The 23,024-nt window shown below is 62.6% G+C and carries 20 protein-coding genes and 1 pseudogene; 17 read left to right on the top strand and 4 right to left on the bottom strand.

Going from position 1 to position 23,024, the window contains the following annotated elements; all coding sequences use genetic code 11:
* Positions 1–14: 14 nt before the first annotated feature.
* The 10 genes from FHU12_RS00420 (at position 15) to FHU12_RS00465 (ending at position 10,504) form a co-directional block, all read left to right on the top strand.
* On the top strand, positions 15–809 hold the full coding sequence (locus FHU12_RS00420; protein WP_004937625.1) for an IclR family transcriptional regulator: 795 nt from the start codon (positions 15–17) through the stop codon (positions 807–809).
* Between the two features lie 109 nt (positions 810–918).
* Positions 919–1,860, top strand: coding sequence for a VOC family protein (locus tag FHU12_RS00425; protein ID WP_141966707.1), 942 nt, complete (start codon positions 919–921; stop codon positions 1,858–1,860).
* Positions 1,857–3,068, top strand: coding sequence for an NAD(P)/FAD-dependent oxidoreductase (locus FHU12_RS00430; protein ID WP_141966709.1), 1,212 nt, complete (start codon positions 1,857–1,859; stop codon positions 3,066–3,068). Before FHU12_RS00425 ends, FHU12_RS00430 begins: the two co-directional genes overlap by 4 nt.
* Positions 3,069–3,092: 24 nt before the next feature.
* Positions 3,093–4,349, top strand: a complete 1,257-nt coding sequence (locus FHU12_RS00435; RefSeq protein ID WP_141966711.1) for an MFS transporter — start codon at positions 3,093–3,095, stop codon at positions 4,347–4,349.
* 32 nt (positions 4,350–4,381) lie between these two features.
* Positions 4,382–4,906 (top strand): cupin domain-containing protein, encoded by a 525-nt coding sequence (locus FHU12_RS00440; protein ID WP_004937634.1) that lies wholly within the window; start codon positions 4,382–4,384, stop codon positions 4,904–4,906.
* On the top strand, positions 4,906–5,724 hold the full coding sequence (locus FHU12_RS00445; protein ID WP_141966713.1) for an alpha/beta fold hydrolase: 819 nt from the start codon (positions 4,906–4,908) through the stop codon (positions 5,722–5,724). Before FHU12_RS00440 ends, FHU12_RS00445 begins: the two co-directional genes overlap by 1 nt.
* The gene (locus tag FHU12_RS00450) at positions 5,721–6,515 is read left to right on the top strand and encodes an SDR family oxidoreductase (RefSeq protein ID WP_141966715.1); all 795 of its coding nucleotides are present in this window, start codon (positions 5,721–5,723) and stop codon (positions 6,513–6,515) included. The genes FHU12_RS00445 and FHU12_RS00450 overlap by 4 nt, the downstream gene beginning before the upstream one ends.
* 15 nt (positions 6,516–6,530) lie before the next feature.
* Positions 6,531–7,325, top strand: a complete 795-nt coding sequence (locus FHU12_RS00455) for an aspartate dehydrogenase (protein WP_141966717.1) — start codon at positions 6,531–6,533, stop codon at positions 7,323–7,325.
* A gap of 16 nt (positions 7,326–7,341) precedes the next feature.
* Positions 7,342–8,811 (top strand): aldehyde dehydrogenase, encoded by a 1,470-nt coding sequence (locus tag FHU12_RS00460; protein WP_141966719.1) that lies wholly within the window; start codon positions 7,342–7,344, stop codon positions 8,809–8,811.
* Between the two features lie 52 nt (positions 8,812–8,863).
* Positions 8,864–10,504: a thiamine pyrophosphate-binding protein gene (locus tag FHU12_RS00465; RefSeq protein WP_141966722.1), complete on the top strand. Its 1,641-nt coding sequence runs from the start codon at positions 8,864–8,866 to the stop codon at positions 10,502–10,504.
* Between the two features lie 41 nt (positions 10,505–10,545).
* Here FHU12_RS00465 and loiP read toward each other — a convergent pair whose 3' ends face one another.
* Complete coding sequence (gene loiP / locus FHU12_RS00470) at positions 10,546–11,298, bottom strand: metalloprotease LoiP (RefSeq protein ID WP_019456034.1); 753 nt, start codon at positions 11,296–11,298, stop codon at positions 10,546–10,548.
* A 238-nt stretch (positions 11,299–11,536) separates the two neighbouring features.
* Between loiP and tkt the strand changes: the two genes are divergently transcribed.
* On the top strand, positions 11,537–13,531 hold the full coding sequence (gene tkt / locus FHU12_RS00475; protein WP_141966724.1) for a transketolase: 1,995 nt from the start codon (positions 11,537–11,539) through the stop codon (positions 13,529–13,531).
* Positions 13,532–13,600: 69 nt separating this feature from the next.
* On the opposite strand, the gene brnQ is transcribed toward tkt, so the two are convergent.
* The 3 genes from brnQ to FHU12_RS00485 all read right to left on the bottom strand — a co-directional run bounded on the left by brnQ (position 13,601) and on the right by FHU12_RS00485 (position 15,757).
* Complete coding sequence (brnQ, locus tag FHU12_RS00480) at positions 13,601–14,923, bottom strand: branched-chain amino acid transport system II carrier protein (RefSeq protein ID WP_141966726.1); 1,323 nt, start codon at positions 14,921–14,923, stop codon at positions 13,601–13,603.
* 212 nt (positions 14,924–15,135) lie between these two features.
* A complete protein-coding gene (locus FHU12_RS27335; RefSeq protein WP_255703203.1) occupies positions 15,136–15,264 on the bottom strand; it encodes a hypothetical protein in 129 nt (42 codons plus the stop codon).
* A gap of 160 nt (positions 15,265–15,424) precedes the next feature.
* Positions 15,425–15,757 carry a tRNA-binding protein gene (locus tag FHU12_RS00485; protein ID WP_141966728.1) on the bottom strand — a complete coding sequence of 111 codons (333 nt, stop codon included), beginning with the start codon at positions 15,755–15,757 and terminating at the stop codon, positions 15,425–15,427.
* A 399-nt stretch (positions 15,758–16,156) separates the two neighbouring features.
* Here FHU12_RS00485 and FHU12_RS00495 point away from each other — a divergent pair, with 399 nt between their 5' ends.
* From FHU12_RS00495 to pgk, 6 genes and pseudogenes are all read left to right on the top strand, one after another.
* Complete coding sequence (locus FHU12_RS00495; RefSeq protein ID WP_141966731.1) at positions 16,157–17,245, top strand: ABC transporter substrate-binding protein; 1,089 nt, start codon at positions 16,157–16,159, stop codon at positions 17,243–17,245.
* Between the two features lie 78 nt (positions 17,246–17,323).
* Positions 17,324–19,093, top strand: a complete 1,770-nt coding sequence (locus tag FHU12_RS00500; protein WP_025304187.1) for an ABC transporter permease — start codon at positions 17,324–17,326, stop codon at positions 19,091–19,093.
* Entirely contained in the window at positions 19,086–20,156 is a 1,071-nt protein-coding gene (locus tag FHU12_RS00505) for an ABC transporter ATP-binding protein (protein WP_025304186.1), read from the top strand. Before FHU12_RS00500 ends, FHU12_RS00505 begins: the two co-directional genes overlap by 8 nt.
* A gap of 69 nt (positions 20,157–20,225) precedes the next feature.
* Positions 20,226–20,348, top strand: a pseudogene (locus FHU12_RS27340) (LysR family transcriptional regulator); the annotation flags it as partial.
* Between the two features lie 313 nt (positions 20,349–20,661).
* A complete protein-coding gene (epd, locus tag FHU12_RS00510; RefSeq protein WP_004931582.1) occupies positions 20,662–21,678 on the top strand; it encodes an erythrose-4-phosphate dehydrogenase in 1,017 nt (338 codons plus the stop codon).
* A 70-nt stretch (positions 21,679–21,748) separates the two neighbouring features.
* On the top strand, positions 21,749–22,912 hold the full coding sequence (pgk, locus tag FHU12_RS00515; RefSeq protein WP_141966733.1) for a phosphoglycerate kinase: 1,164 nt from the start codon (positions 21,749–21,751) through the stop codon (positions 22,910–22,912).
* Positions 22,913–23,024 lie beyond the last annotated feature (112 nt).

The raw sequence follows: 23,024 nt of genomic DNA on the forward strand, positions 1-23,024 counted from the left end.
CGCAGGAGCGAGAGATGGCGGACGAGCAAGCATGTAAGTATCTGATCCCGGGACTGGATCGCGGGTTGCAGTTGCTGCTGGCGTTTGGCGAGCAGCATAAGGAAATGACCTTCGCCGAGTTGCATCGCCTGGTCGATATGCCGAAGGCCACCGCCTACCGCGTGGTGCAGACGCTCGAGCACCTGGGCTTCCTGGAGCGCAATCCGCGCACCAACACCTTTGCGCTCGGCATCAAGGTGCTGCGCCTCGGCTTCGAATACATCGCGTCGCTGGACGTGGCACAGGCCGGCCAGCCGGTGATCGAGCAGCTGCGCGATCGCAGCCAGTGCAGCAGTCATCTGGCGATCCGCGACGGGCGCGACGTGATCTACATCGCTCGCGTCAGCGCCGCCGGTTCGCAGATCAACCAGGTCAGCGTCGGCACCCGTTTGCCGGTGCACCAAACCTCTCTGGGTCGCATGCTGTTGACCAGCGCCACCCGCAGCGAGTTCGAACAACTTTATCCGGACGCGCAGCTGCCGGGCAATGCGCCGGGCACCCCGGCGGATCGCGAAACGCTGTGGCAGATGGTGCAGCAAGACAAAGCGCGCGGCTATGTGATCGGCGAATCGTTCTTCCGCCACGGCATCTCCTCGATCGTCTACCCGATCTTCAACCGCGAGCAGCGGGTCGAGGCGGTGGTCAGCATCATGGTGCCGTCCGATGAGATCCCGAAAGCGGATCGCGAGCGGCTGCGCATGGAAGTGCGCGACGCGGCGGAGAAAATTTCCGGCTTCCTCGGCGCGCCGCCGCAGGCCAACGTCGGCTAACCGGCAGGACCGACTCTTTTACTCAGGCAGGGATAAGGCCCGTAGCAAACAGGGGCCGGGGTTCACTCATGCCTGAAAACCGTATGCAGCGAGAACGTGAGGCTGAACAATGAGCGTAATCGGAATCGAAAAACTGGAGTTTGGCGTCGAAGATCTGCCAACCTGCGAAAAATTCATGCAAGACTTCGGCCTGCAGCCCGCCACGCAACATTGGGGCGAACCGCAGCGCGAATTCACCACCCTGAGCGGGGCGCAGGTTGTCCTGCACCCGTTGCAAAGCGCGGCGCTGCCTGCGGCGTTTGAAGGCGGTTCTACCCTGCGCCGCATGACCTGGGGCGTGGGCTCACCCGCCGATCTGGCGCGCCTGCAGCCGCGTTTGGCGTTGATGCCCGGCTTCCGTCAAGTGGGAGAAGAGCTGGAATGCCTCGACCCCAACGGCATGACGCTGCGTTTCGTCGTCAGCCGCCAGCAGGCGGTTGAGGTGCCGGTCACGCCGATCAACCAATGGGGCGACGTGCGCCGCATCGATCAACCCAGCCCGGTCTATTCGCAGGCGCAACCTATCAACATCGGCCACGTAGTGTTCTTCGTTGACGACCTGGCGGCGACCGAGCGTTTCTATCGCGAGCTGTTGGATTTCCAGGTTTCCGATCGCTATATCGATCGCGCCGTCTTCCTGCGTACTCAGGCGTGCGGCGGCCACCATAACCTGTTCCTGCTGAAGCTGCCGAACCGCCCACGCGGCCTGAACCACGTGGCATTCACCGTGCGCGATATCCACGAAGTGATCGGCGGCGGCATCGCCATGAACAAAGAGCAGTGGAGCACCTTTATCGGCCCCGGCCGCCACCCGATCTCCTCGGCCTATTTCTGGTACGTCAACAGCCCGACCGGTGGCGCGTTCGAGTACTACACCAACGACGATTATCTGACGGAAAACTGGCAGCCGCGCGAGCTGGAGCATTCGTTGGTCTCCTTCACCGAATGGGCGGTAGAGGGCGGCATCGATCACGACACGCGCCGCCAGCATAAAAAGGCGCAGGCGTTATGAACCGGCCGGAACACGCGGGCATCGTCATCGTCGGTGGCGGCCAGGCCGGCGGCTGGGCGGCCAAGACGCTGCGCGATCGCGGTTACAGCGGCCGGCTGACGGTTGTCAGCGACGAACCCTACGATTTTTACGAGCGGCCGCCGCTGTCGAAAGCGGCGCTGCTGGATGCCGCGGCGCCCCTCAGCCGGCTATTCAGCGAACAGGCGGTGGAGGCGCTGAATATCGACTGGCGTCGCCCGCTGCGCGCCGAGTCCATCGATGCCGAACAGCAAATCGTCACGCTCAGCGACGGGCAACGGCTGCAGTTCGAGCAGTTGCTGATCGCCACCGGCGGACGGCCGCGTGTGCCGAGCGCCGCCTGGGCGCAGCACCCGCGCGTGATGACGCTGCGTTCCTGGGACGATGCGGCCCGGTTGCGGCAGGGCTTGCAGGGCTGCCGTCGCCTGGCGATCGTCGGCGGCGGTTGGATCGGGCTGGAGATCGCTGCTTCCGCGCGCCGTCTCGGCGCCGAGGTGACGGTGTTTGAACGCCAGCCTGCGCTGTGCATGCGTAGCGTCGGCGCCGACGTCTCACAGGCGTTGTTCGAACTGCATCGTCAGCAGGGCGTCACGGTGCTGTGTGGCTGCGGCGAGATCTCGCTGGAAGATCGCGATGGCGCCGCCTGGATCGGCAGCGAAGTCAGCGATCCGCAGGCCTTCGATCTGGTGGTGGTGGGGATCGGCGTCGAGCTGAATCTCGAACTGGCGCGCAGCGCCGGGCTGGCGATCGAGTCCGGCATCGTGGTCGACGGCCAGGGGCGCACCAGCCATCCGGCGATCTTCGCCGCCGGCGACGTGGCGCGCCATCCGACGCTCGGCCTGTGCCTGCAGTCCTGGGCCTACGCGCAAAATCAGGCCATCAGCACCGCTTGCGCGATGCTCGACGCCTTCGCCGCTCCGTATGACGACGTGGCCTGGCTTTGGTCGGATCAATACGACGCCAATATCCAGATCCTCGGCGTGCCGAGCGGCGGGGTACACCATGTGGTGCGCCGCACGCCGCAGTCGCAGGTGTTCTTCACGCTGAACGCCGATCGGCAGTTGGTGCAGATGGTAGCGTTCAACGACGCGCGCACCATCAAGCTCGGCAAGCGTTGGCTGGCGAGTGGCCGGGTGCTGGATCCGCAGCAGCTGGCGGATGCGGAGTTTTCTTTGATGGCGTTGAAATAACGCCCGAACGCTCGGGAGCGTTTTATGACTACGCAAGACATTGACGCCCGCGCTGGACGGGCGGGGGAAACCGTTGCCGAAAATCCGCAGCAGCGGGTGCGCTGGTCGGTGCCGATCGCGCTGTTTGCCTGCGTGCTGCTGGCGTTTTTCGACAAGATCAGCATCGCGGCGCTGTTTTCCGACGCCGAGTTTCAGCAGGCGTTAGGGATCGGCTTTGACCCGGCGCGGCTGGGCTTGCTGATGAGCGCGTTTCTGTTCTCCTACGGCATCTCCTCGATGCTGCTCAGCGGCATCGGCGATCGGCTTAACCCGGTAAAAGTATTGATTGGCATGATGGTGGTGTGGGGCGTGCTGATGGTGTTGATGGGGATGGTGCGTTCCTATCACGCCATGATGACGCTGCGCATTCTGCTCGGCATCGCCGAAGGGCCGCTGCTGCCGATGGCCTACGCCATTATTCGTCAGGCCTTCCCGCCGCAGCTGCAGGCGCGCGCCACCATGCTGTGGCTGCTCGGCACGCCGCTGGGCGCCGCGCTCGGCTTCCCGGTCACCCTGTACATCCTCAATACCTTCGACTGGCAAACCACCTTCTTCTTTATGGCGTTTTTGACGCTGCCGGTGATGTTGCTGGTGCTGTTCGGCATGCGTCACCTGAACGTCGCGCGCCCGGCGGCGGCGGCCAAGCCGGCGGTGTCCGAACGCAAACAGCATCGCCGCGAGCTGTTGCGCAGCCCGCACTTTTGGATGATTTGCCTGTTCAATATCGCCTTCCTGACCTACCTGTGGGGCATGAACGGCTGGTTGCCGAGCTATCTGATCAAAGGCAAAGGCATTCATCTGGAGCATGCCGGTTACCTCTCTTCGCTGCCGTTCATCGCCATGCTGCTCGGCGAAGTGCTGGGCGCCTGGCTGTCGGACAAGCTGGATCGGCGCGCGCTGGCCTGCTTCCTGTCGCTGTGCGGCGCCGGACTCGGTCTGGCGGTGGTGCTGCACCTGCAGGGTACTTACAGCGTGATCGCCGCCATGGCCTTCAGCACCTTTATGTGGGGCGCCGGCGCACCGAATATTTTCGCGCTGTTGGCGAAGGCGACCAGCAGCAAGGTCAGCGCCACCGCCGGCGGTATTTTCAACGGGTTGGGCAATTTTGCCGGCGCGCTGGCGCCGGTGCTGATGGGGGCGTTGATCGCCGCCACCGGCAATATGGATAACGGCCTGCTGTTCCTGGTGGTGATGGCGTTCGTCGGCTGCCTCATTCTGCTGCCGTTGCTGAGAAAGTACTGATTAATCAATCGATTCAACAGAGGAGTGACAACATGTCTCAGGTTGAGAATAAAGCCGGCGTCAAGCCGCAGGATCTGTCGATGGAAAACTGGGTAGAGTCGCGCATCGCCCGTTTTGAAGGCCGTAAATACGACTGGAACGCGCTGAAATTCCAGGCCGACTTTGACCCGAAATACCGCCGCGCGCAGATGCGCTACATCGGTACCGGCGCTACCGGCGTGGCCAGCGACGCCAACACCATTCCGGCGGGCAATTTCACCTTCTCCACCATGGTGCTGCCGTCGAAGTGCGAGGGCCCGTTGCACCTGCACGACGACGTGGAAGAAGTGTTCTTCATGCTGAAAGGCAGCATCACGCTGATGATTCAGGATGGGGAAGAGTATTACGAAACCAGGCTGAAAGAGCGCGATCTGATCTCGGTGCCGGCGGGCGTGTACCGCGGCCTGTTCAACCACGGCGAGGAAGAGGCGTTGATGTGCGTGATGCTCGGCACCGCCAAGCCGGAGATCCCGACCTATCCGGCGGATCATCCGCTGTCCAAAGTGAAGCGCAACTGATGAACGGCCTGGCGCAACGCCAACGGGCGCGCTGCGGGGCGTACACCCTGAGCTGGCGCGAGGCCGGGCAGGGGCGGCCGGTGGTGTTGCTGCACGGCATCAGCTCCGGATCGGCCTCGTGGATCAAGCAGTTGAACGATAACGGCCTGATGGACGGCCACCGTCTGTTGGCGTGGGACGCGCCGGGCTACGGCGGCAGTCTGCCGTTGGCGGATCCTCAGGCCGATGCCGCCGGTTATGCGGCGGCGTTGGCGGCGCTGATTGCTGAGCTGCAGCTGGCGCAGCCGCTGATCGTCGGCCATTCGCTGGGGGCGCTGATCGGCAGCGCCTATGCCGCCGGCTATCCGGACGGGTTATGTGGATTGGTGTTGGCGGATCCGGCGCAGGGCTATGCCACGGCGCCGGAGGAAAAACGTCGGCAGGTGTACGGCCAGCGCCAACAGATGATAGAGACGCTGGGGCCGGTGGGCTATGGCGAGCAGCGGGCGGCGGCCTTGCTGCGTGAAGGGGCGGATCCGCAGGATATCGCCTGGGTGCGCAACGGCATGCAGCAGCTCGATCCCGACGGTTTTCTGAGTGCCGCCTGGATGCTGGCCAATGACGATATCGCCCGCTATCTGGCGCGCTATCGCGGCCCACTGGAAGTGTGGTGCGGTGAACAGGATCGCATTACGCCACCGGAGAAGGCGGCCGAGCTGGCGCGTGAGCAGGACGCGACGCTGCGTTTGATCGCCGCCGCCGGCCATGCCAGCTACCTCGACGCGCCGGCGTGTTTCAACCGCTATCTGCGGGACTTTACGGGAGCAATCCAACGATGAATTTTCAGCTTGAGAATCGGGTGGCGGTGGTGACCGGCGGCTCGTCGGGCATCGGTTTCGAAACCCTGAAACTGCTGCTGGCCGAAGGGGCGAAGGTGGCGTTTTGCGGCCGCGATCCGGACAAACTGGCCGGCGCAGCAGCCAGCCTGCGTGCGGAGTTTCCGCAGGCGGAGATCCTGGCGCTGCGCTGCGACGTACTGGACGCGCAGCAGGTGGCGCAGTTCGCCGACCAGGTGACGGCGCATTTCGGCGGCGTGGATCTGCTGATCAACAACGCCGGTCAGGGCTTCGTCGCCTATTTTGACCAGACGCCGCGTGAAGCCTGGCTGCATGAGGCGGAGCTGAAGCTGTTCGGCGTGATCAATCCGGTGCAGGCGTTCTTACCGGCGCTGGAACGATCGGCGATCGCGTCTATCACTTGCGTGAACTCGCTGCTGGCGCTGCAGCCGGAAGAACACATGATCGCCACCTCGGCGGCGCGTGCCGCGCTGCTCAACATGACGCTGACGCTATCGAAAGAGCTGGTGGACAAAGGCATTCGCGTTAACTCGATCTTGCTGGGGATGGTGGAGTCGGGCCAGTGGCGCCGCCGTTTCGACGATCGCAGCGATAAAGAGCAAAGCTGGGAGCAGTGGACGGCGGCGATCGCCGAACGGCGCGGCATCCCGATGAAGCGCCTGGGCAAGCCGCAGGAGCCGGCGCAGGCGCTGCTGTTCCTCGCTTCGCCGCTGGCTTCCTTTACCACCGGCGCGGCGCTGGACGTTTCCGGCGGTTTTAACCGCCATGTGTAGCAGAGGCCGAAAAAGATGAAGAAGATCATGATGATTGGCTACGGCGCGATGGCGAAGGCAGTGATCGCCCGTTTGCCGGAAGGCGTGGAGGTTGGCTGGATCCTGGCGCGCGCAGCTCATCATGCGGCGATCGCCGAGGCCTTTGGCGGGCGGGTGCAGGCGTTGACCCATCCCGAGCAGTGTTTGCAGCGGCCGGATCTGGTGCTGGAGTGCGCCAGCCAGCAGGCGGTGGTGGAGTTTGGCGAAGCGGTGCTGCAGCGCGGCTGGCCGCTGGCGCTGATCTCGACCGGTGCGCTGGCGGACGCCGCATTGCAACAGCGGCTGCAGCAAGTTTGCCGCCGCCATCACGGGCAGCTGATCGTGCTGTCCGGTGCGGTGGCGGGGATGGACGGACTGGCGTCGGCGCGCGAAGGCGGGCTGGAAAGCGTGACCTATCAGGCCAGCAAAAGTCCGGCCAGCTGGCGCGGCAGCCCGGCGGAGCAACTGATCGACCTCGATGCGGTGAGCGAAGCGCAGGTATTTTTTGAAGGGTCGGCGCGCGAAGCGGCGCGTTTGTTCCCGGCCAATGCCAACGTGGCGGCCACCATTGCGCTCAACGGCCTGGGGATGGACGCCACCCGGGTGCGCCTGCAGGTCGATCCCGCCACCCGGCGCAATACCCATCGTCTGCAGGTGTGCGGCGACTTTGGCGAATTTCACATCGAGCTGAGCGGCACCCCGCTGGCGAGCAATCCCAAAACATCAACCCTGGCGGCGCTGAGCGCGGTACAAGCCTGCCGCCGTCTGGTGGACGGCGGTTTTATTGCCTGAACGGCAGGAGCGGAGCATGGAACGATTGAATATTTTTGTCGCCGGGCGCTGGCGTGAAGGGCGTGGCGAAGAGATGGCTTCGGTATTCCCGGCTGACGGCAGCGTCAACGCGCGGCTGCGTGCCGCTAGCGTCGAGGACGTGAACGAGGCGGTAGAAGCCGCGGAACGCGCCTGGCGTGCGCCGGAATGGCGTGGGTTGGTGCCGCACCAACGCGCCTCGATCCTCTACCGCGTCAGCAACCTGATTCTGGCGCAGCAGGAACAGTTGGCCGAGCTGCAGACCCGCGACAACGGCAAGCCGCTGGCGGAAACCCGCGGGCTGGTGGCCAGCGCGGCGGCGACCGCGCGCTACTTCGCGGCCGCCTGCGAGGTGTTGGAAGGTGAGCTGCCGACCCCGCGCAGCGCCGAGGTGATGACGCTCAGCCAGTATCAACCGATGGGGGTGATCGCCGCCATTACGCCGTGGAACTCGCCGATCGCCAGCGAAATGCAGAAGGTAGCGCCGGCGTTGGCAGCGGGCAACGCGGTGGTGCTCAAACCGGCCGAAGCCACGCCGCTGATGGCGCTGAAGCTGGCCGAGCTGTTCGAACAAGCGGGCCTACCGGCTGGGCTGCTCAGCGTGTTGCCGGGCAAAGGTTCGGTGATCGGCGAGGCGTTGGCGCGCCATCCGCTGGTGAAAAAGATCTCCTTTACCGGCGGGACCAGCACCGGGCGCCATTTGGCGCACATCGCCGCCGACAAGCTGATCCCCACTTCGCTGGAATTGGGCGGCAAGTCGCCGACCATCGTGCTGGAGGACGCCGATCTGGAGCAGGCGGCGCGCGGCATCTGCTACGGCATTTTCAGCTCCGCCGGCCAGGCGTGCATCGCCGGTTCGCGGCTGTTCGTGCATCGTTCGCTGTATCAGCCGCTGCTGGCGCGCTTGACCGAACTGACGGCGGGGCTGCGCATCGGCAACCCGCTGGTGCCGGGCGTGCATCTCGGCCCGCTGATCAGCGCCAAACATCGGCAAAGCGTGGCGGACTACGTGGCGCTGGCGCGGCAGGAGGGCGGCCGGGTGATCATCGGCGGCGAAGCGCCGGCCGATCCACAACTGGCGAGCGGTAGCTATTACCTGCCGACCATTATTGAAGGCTTGAACAACGACGCCCGTGTCTGCCAGGAAGAGATCTTCGGCCCGGTGCTGGTGGCGCTGCCGTTTGACGACGAGCAACAGCTGACTGAACAGGCCAATGACTCGGTTTACGGCCTGGCGGCCGGCATCTGGAGCCGTGACTTCCCTCGCGCGATGGCCCTGGCGGAGCGGCTGGAAACCGGCACCGTCTGGGTCAATACCTACAAAACGTTCTCGATTTCCACGCCGTTCGGCGGTTTCAAGGAAAGCGGGCTGGGCCGCGAAAAGGGCCTGAACGGCATCAAGGCCTACATGCAGCAGAAAAGCGTGTATCTGGCGCTGAGCCATCAGGTGAACCGCTGGAGCGACTAGGCCGACACCTCTACGCATAACCCTAATAACGAATACCCTAAGAAGGCAGATGATGAGCGATAAAATCACGGTTGGCGAGGCGATAGCCCGGACTCTGGAACAGTACGCGGTGTCGGCGATGTACGGCATCATTTCGATTCATAATCTGCCGATCGCCGATGCGGTGGGGCAGCGCGATAAAATTCGCTTCGTGCCAGCGCGCGGCGAAGCGGGCGCGGTCACCATGGCCGACGCGCACGGGCGCTTCTCCGGCCTGGGCGTAGCCTTGACCAGCACCGGCGCCGGCGCGGGCAACGCGGTGGGGGCGATGATTGAGGCGCTCAACGCCAACACGCCGCTGCTGCATATCACCGGCCAGGTGGAAAAAGCCTATCTGGACGCCGACGCCGGTTTTATTCATGAAACCCGCGATCAGCTCGGCTTCCTGCGCGCCTGCTCCAAGCGCGCTTACCGGGTCAATTCACCGGAGCAGGCGGTGGCGGTGATCCAACGGGCGATCCTGGATGCGCAAACCGTGCCCTGCGGCCCGGTGGCGGTCGAGATCCCGATCGATATTCAAAGCAGCCTGGTTTCCCGTTCGGTGCTGACCGAAGCGTTGGTGCCGGCGCCGCTGCCGAAGGCGGACGATGCGGCGGTGGAGCGGCTGCATCAGCGGCTGAAACAGGCCAAGCGTCCGCTGCTGTGGTTGGGCGGCGGCGCCTTGGCCTGCGGCGACGCGGTGCGCAAGCTGGCGGACGCCGGCGTGGCGGTGATCTCCAGCACCCACGGCCGCGGCATTCTACCGGACAGCCATCCGCGCAGCCTGCGGGCGTTCCATAACTCACCGAGCATCGAGGCGATCCTGACGCAGTGCGATCTGACGCTGGTGGCCGGTTCGCGCCTGCGCAGTAATGAAACCCGCACCTGGACGCTGCCGCTGCCGCGCCCGCTGGTGCAGATTGACATCGATCCGGCGGCGGCCAACCGCAACTATCTGGCCGATGAGCAGATCAACGGCGACTGTGCGGCGCTGCTGGCGGCGCTGGCGGCGCGGCTGGCCCCCGGCGAGAAGGTCAACGCCGAGTGGGATGCCGAGATTGCGGGGGCGGTGCGGCAGGCGGAGAGTGCGCTGCGCCAGCAGTCCGGTGAATACGCCAAACTCAATGACGCCATCGACGCCGCGCTGCCGCAGGACGGATTGCTGGTACGCGATATCACCGTTTCCGGCAGCGTCTGGGGCAGCCGGCTGTTCCGGGCGATCTCGCCGCTGTGCAACATTCACTCGCTGGCGGGCGCCATCGGTATGGGGCTGCCGATGGCCATCGGCACCGCGATCGCTAACCCGCAGCGCAAGGTGGTGGGGCTGGTGGGCGACGGTGGTCTGGCGCTGGGCCTGGGCGAGTTGGCGACCATGGCGCAGGAACAGGTGAATATCACCCTGCTGATCATGAACGACGGCGGTTATGGCGTGATGCGCGGCATTCAGGACAAGTACTTCGCCGGGCGCCAGTATTACAACGAGCTGCATACGCCGGCCTTCACCCAGATCGCCGAAGCGATGGGGCTGAAAGCCTGGAAGGTGGACGCGGCGTCGCAGTTCAACGGCGTGCTGGCCGAAGCGATCAACTACCCGGGGCCATCGGTGGTCGAGGTGGACATGAAGCAGGTCGGGCCGCTGACCTTCGCCGGGCCGCCGCAGAAAACGCTGTATTAATACGATAAAAAACGCCCGGCGGTTGCCGGGCGTTTTCGCGGTTATTTCTCTGCCGCGATGCGATCGCGAATATGTTGCGCACGCGCTTGAGAAGACGGGTGATCGTCGAACAGGCTGCTCTGGCGGCCGGCTTCCATCTGGGCCAGCTTCTCGAAGCTGGTGGCCAGGCCGTTCGGATCGATGCCGCGCTTTTTCAGCAGATCGAACGAGTAATCATCCGCTTCGCTTTCCTGCTTCTGCGAGAACTGGGCGCTGACCAGCTTCTCGCCGATATCCGCCAGCTGCGACTGCGACAGCGAGCCGATGACGCCGCCGGCGGAGGACGCCGCGGTGCGCAGCGCCACGGTGCCGTAAGCCACCTGCATCGCCTTGCGGGTGTGGCCCAGCGCCACGTGGCCCATTTCATGGCCCAGCACGCCTTCCACTTCGTTGTCGTTCATCATGTCCATCAGGCCGCTGTAGACGCGGATGCAGCCGTTGGCCATCGCCCAGGCGTTGACGTCTTTGGTCACGTAGACCTTGTAGTTGGCCGGGGTGCCGTTGATGTTGTCGCCCAGCGCCGCGGCGATTTTGTTGAGACGCTTGGCGTAGGTGCTGTCGGCCGGCGCGATTTGTGCCTTGCTGTCCATCTCGGCACAGGATTTATCACTCAGGGCCTTAACGTCGTTGTTGCTCAGGGTCGCCGCCTGGAACGCCTGTGCGCCGGACTGCATCAAGGTTTCGGTATTCAGGTTTTGACAGCCGGTTGCCAAGGTGGCAATGCCCAACGCAATCAAAGAGGTACGGATCTTCATAACGCCATCTTCCTGTGAAGGTAACAAGGTAAAAGAATCATTTTGCTTGGAGGAAATCTTGTCGCAAGAGCCTAGTGTACGCCAGACGGGGCGAGAATAGTGTTATTCCGAAAAAGCGTCCAATCGTGCTAATAAGTGGTGAACTCGCTCTCATTTGGCATTAGGGATTGCCGTTGTGATGTGGAGTCTGAGAAAATAGGGAACTTGACTGCTTTTTTTATCCGACCTGGAGTAAAACATGTCCTCTCGTAAAGAGCTTGCCAACGCCATCCGCGCACTCAGCATGGACGCCGTACAAAAAGCAAATTCCGGCCACCCGGGTGCCCCTATGGGCATGGCGGACATCGCCGAAGTCCTGTGGCGTGACTACCTCAACCACAACCCGACTAACCCGCACTGGGCTGACCGCGACCGTTTCGTGCTCTCCAACGGCCACGGCTCCATGTTGATTTACAGCCTCCTGCACCTCACCGGCTACGACCTGCCGATGCGCGAGCTGGAAAACTTCCGTCAGCTGCACTCCAAAACCCCAGGGCACCCGGAGTACGGCTACACCCCAGGCGTTGAGACCACCACCGGCCCGCTGGGCCAGGGCATCGCCAACGCCGTCGGCTTCGCCATCGCCGAACGCACCCTGGCGGCGCAGTTCAACCGCCCAGGCCACGACATCGTTGACCACCACACCTACGCCTTCATGGGCGACGGCTGCATGATGGAAGGCATCTCGCACGAAGTCTGCTCCCTGGCCGGTACCCTCAAGCTCGGCAAGCTGACCGCTTTCTACGATGACAACGGCATCTCCATCGACGGCCACGTCGACGGCTGGTTCACCGACGACACCGCCCTGCGCTTCGAAGCCTACGGCTGGCACGTGGTGCGCAACGTCGACGGCCACAACCCGGACGCCATCAAGGCCGCAATTGAAGAAGCCCGCAAGGTGACCGACAAACCGTCGCTGCTGATGTGCAAGACCGTTATCGGCTTCGGTTCACCGAACAAGGCCGGCACCCATGACGTGCACGGCGCCGCGCTGGGCGCCGCCGAAGTGGCCGCCACCCGCGAAGCGCTGGGCTGGAAATACGCCGCCTTTGAAATCCCGCAGGACATCTACGCCCAGTGGGACGCCAAAGAAGCCGGTCAGGCCAAAGAAGCAGCCTGGAACGACAAGTTCGCCGCCTACGCCAAGGCCTTCCCGGAGCAGGCTGCCGAGTTCAAGCGCCGCATGAACGGCGAGCTGCCGGCCGACTGGAAAGCCGACGCCAAGGCGTTCGTGGAAAAACTGCAGGCCAATCCGGCCAACATCGCCAGCCGCAAGGCGTCGCAGAACGCGCTGGAAGCGTTCGGCAAGGTGCTGCCGGAGTTCCTGGGCGGCTCCGCCGACCTGGCGCCGAGCAACCTGACCATGTGGTCCGGCTCGAAAGCGCTGAACGTTGACCCGGCGGGCAACTACATTCATTACGGCGTGCGCGAGTTCGGCATGACCGCCATCACCAACGGCATCGCGCTGCACGGCGGCTTCCTGCCGTACTCGGCGACCTTCCTGATGTTCGTGGAATACGCCCGCAACGCGGTGCGCATGGCGGCGCTGATGAAGCTGCGCAACGTGTTCGTCTACACCCACGACTCCATCGGTCTGGGCGAAGACGGCCCGACCCACCAGCCGGTGGAGCAGCTGGCGAGCCTGCGCGTGACCCCGAACATGAGCACCTGGCGTCCGTGTGACCAGGTGGAGTCGGCGGTGGCGTGGCAGTACGGCATCGAGCGCAACGACGGCCCGACCACCCTGGTGTTCTCGCGCCAGAACCTGACCCAGCAGCCGCGCACCGCAGAGCAGCTGGCGAACGTGTACCGCGGCGGCTACGTGCTGAAAGACTGCGCGGGCACACCGGACGTCATCCTGATTGCCACCGGCTCTGAAGTGGGCATCACGGTGGAAGCGGCGGACACGCTGACCGCAGCGGGCCGCAAGGTGCGCGTGGTGTCGATGCCGTCGACCGACGCGTTCGACAAGCAGGATGCGGCGTACCGCGAGTCGGTGTTGCCGGCGGCGGTAACGGCGCGCGTGGCGGTGGAAGCGGGCATCGCGGACTACTGGTACAAGTACGTGGGCCTGAACGGCGCCATCGTGGGCATGACCACCTTTGGTGAGTCGGCGCCGGCAGAGCAGCTGTTCGCCGAGTTCGGCTTCACCGTGGACAACGTGGTGGCGAAGGCGCAGGCGCTGCTGAAGTAAGCGGCCTGGCGCAAGCCGATAAAAAAGCCGGTCATCGTGACCGGCTTTTTTTATGGGCGTAACCCGCGCTTACGACGCGGCGTTGGCGCTTTCGGCGCTGCGCAACCGGTCGTAAGCCGCCGCCAGTAACAGCACCAGCAGCGTAGGCTGCAGCCAGACCAGACCCTGTTCGGCCAGCGGCAATTTATCGAACCAGGTCGGCAGCAGGCCGCTGAAGCTGGAGGCCTTCAGGCCGTCGGCGAGGCCAAACACCAGGCTGGTGGCGATCACCGGCGCGAACACGCGCTTGGCGCTGCGCCAGCGGTTCTGGCTGAAGCTGAGCAACACCAGCGCGATGCAGGGTGGATAGATCGCCGTCAGCACCGGCAGCGAGACGCGGATCAGGTTGGTCAGCCCCATGTTGGAGACCAGCATGGCGAAGAGCGCGAGGATAACCACCAGCGTGCGGTAAGAGAGCGGCAGGTAGCGAGAGAAGAAATCCGCGCAGGCGCAAGTCATGCCGACCGCCGTCACCAGGCAGGCGATGAACATCAGTACCGCCATAAAGACGCTGCCCAGATCGCCGAAGGTGTGTTGCACATAAGCGTGCAGGATTGCCGCGCCATCCTGAGCGCCACTCTCGACCAGGCTGCCGCTGCCGGCGCCAAGTTTGAACATGCAGATATAGACCAGCGTTAGGCCGACGCCGGCGATCAGGCTGGCCCACAGGGTGTAGCGCAGCAGCAGGCCGCTGTCGCTGACGCCACGCGAGCGGGCGGCGGTGACGATAATCGAGCCGAACATCAGCGCCGATAGCGTGTCCATGGTTTGATAACCCTGCACGAAGCCGGTGGAAAACGCCGCTGCCTGATAGCTGCCCACGGCGGAGACCGGTTCACCGGCGGGCCAAACCAGGGCGGCGATGCCGAGCGCGGCCAGCGCCAGGATTTTCAGCGGCGCCAGAATATGGCCGACGTTATCAAGCAACCTGCCGGGATACAGCGAGACGATCATCGCCAGGGTAAAGAACAGCAGGCTGTAGATGAACTGCGGCAGTGCGCCGTCGCCGGTGAAAGGCGCGATGCCGAGGGCGAAAGAGACATTGGCGGTTCGCGGCGTGGCGAACAGCGGGCCGAGCGCCAGATAGCAGACGGTCGCCAACAGCAGGCCGGCGGTGCGGCCGATGGGGCCGGTCAGCAGGCTGATGCTGCCGCCGACGCGCGCCAGCGCGATCACGGCGATCACCGGCAAGGCGACGGCGGTCACCATAAACCCGAGGGCGGCCGGCCACAAATGTTCGCCGGACTGCAGCCCCACCAGCGGAGGGAAAATGATGTTGCCGGCGCCGACAAACAGGGCGAAGGTCATAAAGCCCAGGGCGATAATGTCTTTCGGGGATAAATTCTTGGTCATAACGGTATGGCACTGCCTGTATTCATGAAATAAACGGCCTGCTGCGGAATGGGTAACTGCAAAGGGCAGGCGCAGGGGGCGGCGAGCGCCCGCAAAATTTTCGTCCGGCAGGATATAATAATTCGGCGACAAAAACCTGATTAATCCAGTGCTGTTTATCCTGGCGTGAACCGGCCGCACAGAGGGATCATGGCGGCCGGCCCGGCAGTGCGTTAGCCCGCGTGCGCCACCCTGTCTATCGACAGCGGGATTTCGACATGCGGTTTGAAGGAGTCATACGCGAAGGAAACGTGGCCGTCTTCGACCGGTTTGCGGGTGGCGTCCTCCTCGACCGAGAGCACGAAAGGCCGGCATTCCAGACGCCAGGCAAAATCTTTCGGCCGAGCGCCGGCAGGGGGCGTCGGAGGTAAAGGCTGTACGGTGTTCCTGGTACACTTTCTTAACGTTATCAAGCAGGGGGAACTGTCGCATTTCTCGGTGGCTTCACGAATGATGCGGCGGTTATAAAATCTTGCTGCCAATCTCCACGTCGACATCGGGTTTCAGCAAGACGGTGCCTTGATCCCGGGTGACTGCGGCAAGCACCAGCACTTCAGATTTAAATCCGGCAACCCGCCTGGCGGGGAAATTAACGACGGAGATGACTTTTCTGCCAAGCAGATCCTCTTCCTGATAGTTTTCGCATAATTGCGCCGAGCTGTTTTTAATGCCAATTTCTTCGCCGAAATCAATGCGCAGCTTATAGGCGGGCTTTAACGCCTTGTCGTTAAATTCCACGGAAATAATTTCGCCAATACGCATATCCAGTTTCATAAAATCAGTGATTTCGGCCATGAGTCGGTCCAGTTAATTAAGTGGCTTAGGGAAGGCTAGCAAAGGGAAATTATTCCAACAATGTCGCCAGGAGGGGAATAGTTATACCTGATGTAGCAGTTAACTTACATTATCGCGGGGTGGGGGCCGGTGTCTTGCCGCTGGTGCAGTTGGCGGGGTTTGTGCTGACGCTGCTGGGAGTCGCCATCGTACAGCGAATTCGTCTGCTGCGGCGCTCTCGCCTGGCCGAATAGTCTGCGACAGGCAGTGCCGTAAAGCCCGCGCTGCCGGGCTTTTTTATTGGCTGAAAAACGTCCAACCTCACAAAACCGAAAGATAACAAAGCAACGCCGTTGCCTCGTCACACTTATTAACTATATGTTAATTTTTGGTTTATTAAATGTGATCAGGGGATGGATGATGATGAAAAAAATCAGCGCGACCGTAGCTGCAATCACCTTACTGGGCTCCGTTTCCGCCTATGCGGCCTTCCCGGCGGGCTACCCCGCCGACTATCAGAAACGGGTCGACGGCGCGAAGAAAGAAGGCAAGGTGGTGATTTACTCGACCACCGACACCAAGGCGGCAGCGCCGCTGATCCAGGGGTTCGAGGCGTTGTACCCGGGCATTAAGGTCGAATACAACGACATGAACAGCACCGAACTGTATAACCGCTTTATCAGCGAGCAGGCGGCCGGCGGTACCAGCGGCGACGTGGTGTGGAGCTCGTCGATGGACACCATTTTGAAACTGGCGGGCGATTACGCGCAGGAATACGCCTCCCCCGAGCAGGCCCAACTGCCGAAATGGGCGGTATGGCAAGATAAGGTGTATGGCACCACCTATGAGCCGGTGGTGTTTATCTATAACAAACGCCTGATCCCGCAAGGCGATGTGCCGGATTCACACGCGGCGCTGGCTAAATTGATCGCCGGCCAGACGGACAAATTCAAGAAGAAAGTCACCACGTACGACATCGAAAAATCCGGCGTCGGCTTCATGCTGTCGGTGCAGGACTTCAAGGCCGATCCTAACTACTTCAAAACGCTGGCCGACGTGGCCAAGGGCGGGCTGGCCGTGCAATCCTCCACCGGCACCATGATGGAGCGCGTCTCCTCCGGTGAAAACCTGATCGGTTTCAATATCCTCGGTTCCTACGCCGAGGCCCGCGCCAAGAGCGATCCGTCGCTTGGCATCGTCTATCCGAAAGACTATACCCTGGTGCTGTCGCGCGTGAGTTTCATCAGTAAAGAGGCCGCCAACCCTAACGCCGCCAAGCTGTGGTTCGACTATGTGCTGTCGGAGAAAGGCCAAAATATTCTCGCCAATCAGGCGGATATCCCCTCGATCCGCAACGACATCGAAGGCAAGAACGACATCGATGGCATGACCAAGCTGTTGGGTAACGCGCTCAAGCCGATCCCGGTTGATGACAGCCTGCTGGAATATCTGCAGCCGGCCAAACGTCTCGACTACATCAAACAATGGCGCGCCGCCGCGGCGAAATAACAGGGACTGCATTCGGACGCGCGCCTGCCGCATGGGCGCGCGCCCTTTGGTCGTCGTTTACAACCATAGGGAGCATTTATGCAAGCATGGCGCAGAAAGTGGCAGAGCCTGCCGCGCGGCCTGGTGGTGTTGATAACCGCGCTGGTTATCTATGTCCCCCTGTCGTTTATCATCATTCAAAGCTTCCTCTCGGCACCGTTCTTCTCTCCCTCCAAGGTCTTCAGCCTGGAGGCCTTCGAGTTCATCTTTACCGATCCGGATTTCTACAAAGCGCTGAAAAGCGGCTTTATTCTGGCATTCGGCCTGGTGATTATCGCCATCCCGCTCGGCGGCATTTTGGCCTTCCTGATGGTGCGCACCGATCTGCCGGGGCGGCGGATCATCGAACCGCTGATTCTGGTGCCGATCTTCGTGTCGCCGATGGTGCTGGGTTTCGGTTACGTGGTGGCGGCGGGGCCGGTTGGCTTCTTCTCGCTGTGGGCGGAGGCGCTGCTGGGCTTTGTGCCGTGGAACATCTATTCGATGGCCAGCATCGTGGTGATAGCCGGATTGACGCACGTGCCCCACGCGTATCTGTACATCTCCTCGGCGCTGCGTAGCGTGGGTTCGGACGTTGAAGAGGCGGCGCGCACCGCCGGCGCCACGCCGCTGCAGGTGATGACCGCCGTCAGCCTGCCGATGGTGCGGCCGTCTATTCTGTATGCCGGGGTGTTGCTGTTCTTCCTCGGGCTGGAAGTGTTCGGCCTGATGCTGGTGCTGGGGGATCCGGAAGGCAACCTGGTGCTGGCGACCTACCTGTACCAGTTGACCAACAAGCTGGGCACGCCGTCTTACCACCTGATGGCGGCGGTGGCGGTGGTGCTGATCTGCATCACCATTCCGCTGGTGATGCTGCAGCGCCGGCTGATGCGTACCGCCAACCGCTTCGTCACCGTCAAGGGCAAAGCCTCGCAGGCCCGCGCGCTGCCGCTGGGCAAATGGCGCTGGGTGGCCGGCGCGGTGGTGATGTTCTGGCTGACCGTGACCATCGGCGTGCCGCTGATCGGCGTAGTGCTGCGCGCCTTTATCTCCAACTGGGGCGTGGGCGTGTCTGTCTGGGACGAACTGTCGATCAATACCTTCCGCACCATCTGGGCGCAACCCAACCTGCTGCGCGCCATCGTCAACTCGATGGCGATCGGGGTGATCGGTGGGGCGCTGGCGGTGGCGTGCTACCTGTTTATCGGCATTGCCATGCACCGCAAGCCAGATGGCGCCACGCGCTTCCTCGACTACAGCGTGCTGGTGCCGCGCGCGGTGCCGGGGCTGTTGGCCGGCCTGGCGTTCCTGTGGGTGTTTCTGTTCCTGCCGATGTGGCTGGACAAATCGCTCAAGGAAGGCTGGCTGTCAGTGCTGCCGATGGCCGAGTGGCTGCGCGAGAACGTGATCGTCTGGCTGCGTTCGCTGCGCAGCACCATCTTCAGCGTCTGGCTGGCGTACACCGTGGTGTGGATGGCTTACGGCCTGCGGCTGATCTCTTCTACGCTGCTGCAGGTGGGGCCGGAGCTGGAGGAGGCGGCGCGCAGCGCCGGCGCCAGCCGCGGCCAGATCACCCGCCACGTCACCATTCCGCTGTCGCGCTACGGCCTGATCGGCTCCTGGCTGCTGATGTTCCTGATCTTTGAACGCGAATATTCCACCGGGGTGTATCTGCTGTCTCCGGGCACGGAAACCATCGGCTCGATGCTGGTTTCCCTGTGGGCCGCGGGCGCTATCGATATCGTCGCCGCGCTGTCGTTCATCAATATCCTGCTGGTGGTGCTGGGGCTGGGGATTGCCTTGCGCTTTGGAGTGAAATTACATGATTGAACTTTCGGTAGAGAATCTGCATTTGACCTATGGCGACAACCCGGTGTTGAAAGGGGTGTCGATGGATCTGAAACGGGGCGAAGTGGTCTCGCTGCTGGGCCCGTCGGGCAGCGGCAAAACCACGCTGCTGCGGGCGGTGGCCGGGCTGGAGAAACCGAGCCAGGGGCGGATCGTCATCGGCAACAGCGCGGTGTACAACGGCAGCGCACGCAGTGAAATTCCCGCCGAAGAGCGTAATCTGGGGCTGGTGTTTCAGTCCTACGCCCTGTGGCCGCATAAAACGGTGTTTGAGAACGTCGCCTACCCGCTGAAGCTGCGTAAGACCGCCTCGGCGGAAATCGCCCAACGGGTACAGGCGGTGCTGGATCAGCTCGGGCTGGGGCATCTGGCCAAGCGCCATCCGCACCAGCTCTCGGGCGGCCAGCAGCAGCGCGTGGCGATCGGGCGTGCGCTGGTCTACAACCCGCCGGTGATCCTGTTGGATGAGCCGCTGTCCAACCTCGACGCCAAACTGCGCGAAGAGGCGCGGGTATTCCTGCGCGAGTTGATCATCAAGCTCGGCCTGTCGGCGCTGATGGTGACTCACGATCAGAACGAGGCGATGGCCATCTCCGATCGCATCCTGCTGCTCAATAACGGCAAAATCGAACAGCAGGGCACGCCGCAGGAGATGTACGGTTCGCCCACCACGCTGTTCACCGCCGAGTTCATGGGCAGCAACAACCGGTTGCCGGGCAAGGTCGTCGCGCTGGAAGGCGATCGGGCGCGCATCGAAGGTAAGGATTGGGCGCTGTGGGGCAAAGCGGGCGAAGGCGTGCAGGTCGGGCAGGAGGGCACGGCGGTGATCCGCGTGGAGCGCGTGCGGTTGGGCGAAGATCCGCAGGGCAACCAGCTTGAGCTGCCGTTGCTGACCAGCATGTATCTCGGCGATCGCTGGGAATACCTGTTCCGCACCGTGGCCGAAGATTTCGTGGTGCGTGCCTATGGCCACGAGGCGCGCGATCGGGCGCTGTGCCGGCTCTCCCTGCCGGCCGAGCATCTGTGGATATTCCCGAAAGCCTAATCAGGACGCCCGCAGGTGCGGGCGCTCCGTTTACAGAGTTAAACCGTTAGCGGCGATCTTTTCCGAACTGTGTACGTTTCCCGGCTGGCAACGTCGGCGAAAGTGCGGGTGACGGTCGAATTTTTGCGCGACTATTTCCGTGAGCACTACGGCGAAACGGGGCCGGCGAGCGAAAACCCACCGCGGCCTTGAGGCCAAAAATGTGCGCCAGATCATCTTATGCTCGTAAAACTCCCCTCCGTTACTTGTGGAACTGTTGCACCTGTTCCTTTTGCCAAAACTTTGGTTTATGCTCAGCTGAAGCGTTTCAGTTGAAGCACTCTTCGACAGAAATGCCGATGTGACGGCGGCGAAAAGCCGCTGAAGCGCGGGAATAATGCAAACGCGGCGATTCACAGCGGGCGGTGCGATCCACTACTCTATGCGGGTTAGTGAGACAACCAGTCAGCGCCGGCCCGGCGCCGGTGAGTCAGCCCGGCGGGGACGGCCCTTTTTCAGGAGCAGCATGACCATCCGCATAGCGATAAACGGCTTTGGCCGCATCGGCCGCAGCGTATTGCGCGCACTGTACGAATCGGGACGACGGGCGGAAATCTCCGTGGTGGCGATCAACGAGCTGGCGAACGCCGAAGGCATGGCCCATCTGTTGAAGTATGATTCCAGCCACGGCCGCTTTGCGTGGGATGTGCGGCAAGAGTGCGACACGCTGAGCGTCGGAGACGACGCGATTCGCCTGTTGCACCAGCCGGCGGTGGAGCAGTTGCCCTGGGGCGAGCTGGGCGTCGACGTGGTGCTGGACTGCAGCGGCGTGTACGGCAGCCGGGCGGATGGCGAAGCCCATCTGGCGGCAGGGGCGAAGAAAGTGCTGTTCGCCCATCCGGGCGGCAACGATCTGGACGCCACCATCGTGTTCGGCGTCAACCATCAGACGCTGCTGGCGGAACATCGCATCGTGTCCAACGCCTCGTGCACCACCAACTGCATTATTCCGGTGATCAAGCTGCTGGACGACGCCTACAGCATCGAATCCGGCACCGTGACCACCATTCACTCGGCGATGAACGATCAGCCGGTGATCGACGCGTATCACGCGGATTTGCGGCGCACCCGCGCGGCGAGCCAGTCGATCATTCCGGTCGACACCAAGCTGGCCGCGGGCATCACCCGTATCTTCCCGCAGTTTTGCGATCGCTTCGAGGCTATCTCGGTGCGCGTGCCGACCATCAACGTGACGGCTATCGATCTTAGCGTCAGCGTGAGCGCCGCGGTGAAGGTGGCAGAGGTCAACCAGCTGTTGCAAAAGGCCGCACGGGAATCATTTCGTGGTATAGTTGACTACACGGAATTACCATTGGTCTCGATCGATTTTAACCATGACCCGCACAGCGCTATCGTCGACGGTACGCAGACCCGGGTCAGCGGGCAGCACCTGATAAAAACCTTGGTCTGGTGCGATAATGAATGGGGCTTTGCCAATCGGATGTTGGATACAACACGGGCAATGGCCGCCAGCGGTTTCTAGTACGGCGGCGCCGGCGTGACGGGCGCGCTGCTCAGGCAATTTTATAGAGATTCAATAAAGAGGGTTCACCATGTCTGTAATTAAGATGACCGATCTGGATCTGGCGGGTAAATGCGTACTGATCCGCTCCGATCTGAACGTGCCGGTAAAAGACGGTAAAGTGACTTCCGACGCGCGTATCCGCGCTTCCCTGCCAACTATCGAAGCTGCGCTGAAGCAAGGCGCCCGCGTGATGGTAACCTCCCACCTGGGTCGTCCTACCGAAGGCGAGTACAACGAAGAATTCTCCCTGCTGCCTGTGGTCAACTACCTGAAAGATCACCTGAAATCTCCAGTGCGTCTGGCGAAAGATTATCTGGATGGCGTCGACGTCGCCGAAGGCGAACTGGTGGTGCTGGAAAACGTCCGTTTCAACAAGGGCGAGAAGAAAGACGACGAAACCCTGTCCAAGAAATACGCGGCGCTGTGCGACGTGTACGTGATGGACGCGTTCGGCACCGCGCACCGCGCGCAGGCTTCCACCCACGGCGTGGGCAAGTTCGCGCCTGTCGCCTGTGCCGGCCCGCTGCTGTCCGCCGAGTTGGAAGCGCTGGGCAAGGCCCTGGGCAACCCGGCCCGTCCGATGGTCGCCATCGTGGGCGGTTCTAAAGTGTCCACCAAACTGACCGTGCTGGATTCCCTGTCCAAAATCGCCGATCAGCTGATCGTCGGCGGCGGCATCGCCAACACCTTCGTGGCGGCGCAGGGCAACAACGTGGGCCAGTCCCTGTACGAACCTGACCTGATCCCGAACGCGCAAAAACTGCTGGAAACCTGCGACATCCCGGTTCCGACCGACGTGCGCGTAGCGACCGAGTTCTCCGAAACCGCGACCGCAACCGTGAAGCAGGCCAACGAGATCCAGGACAACGAGCAAATTCTGGATATGGGCGACGTCTCTGCCGAGCGTCTGGCCGTTATCCTGAAGAACGCCAAGACCATTCTGTGGAATGGCCCGGTTGGCGTATTCGAGTTCCCTAACTTCCGTAAGGGCACCGAAATTGTCGCCCGCGCGATCGCCGATAGCGACGCTTTCTCTATCGCTGGCGGCGGCGACACTCTGGCAGCCATCGATCTGTTCGGTATCGCTGACAAAATTTCCTACATCTCCACCGGCGGTGGCGCATTCCTGGAATTCGTTGAAGGGAAACCGCTGCCTGCAGTCGTGATGCTGGAAGAGCGCGCTAAGCAGTAATTCAGACAACGGGAGGCGAAAGCCGCCCGTTTGTTTTATACCGCGCGGCTAATGCTGCGCGGCGTGAAAACATCGATTTACATCCATCTACGGCCGACGAAACAGGACAAAG

The sequence above is a fragment of the Serratia marcescens genome (assembly GCF_006715005.1).
Classification (GTDB): Bacteria; Pseudomonadota; Gammaproteobacteria; order Enterobacterales; family Enterobacteriaceae; genus Serratia; species Serratia montpellierensis.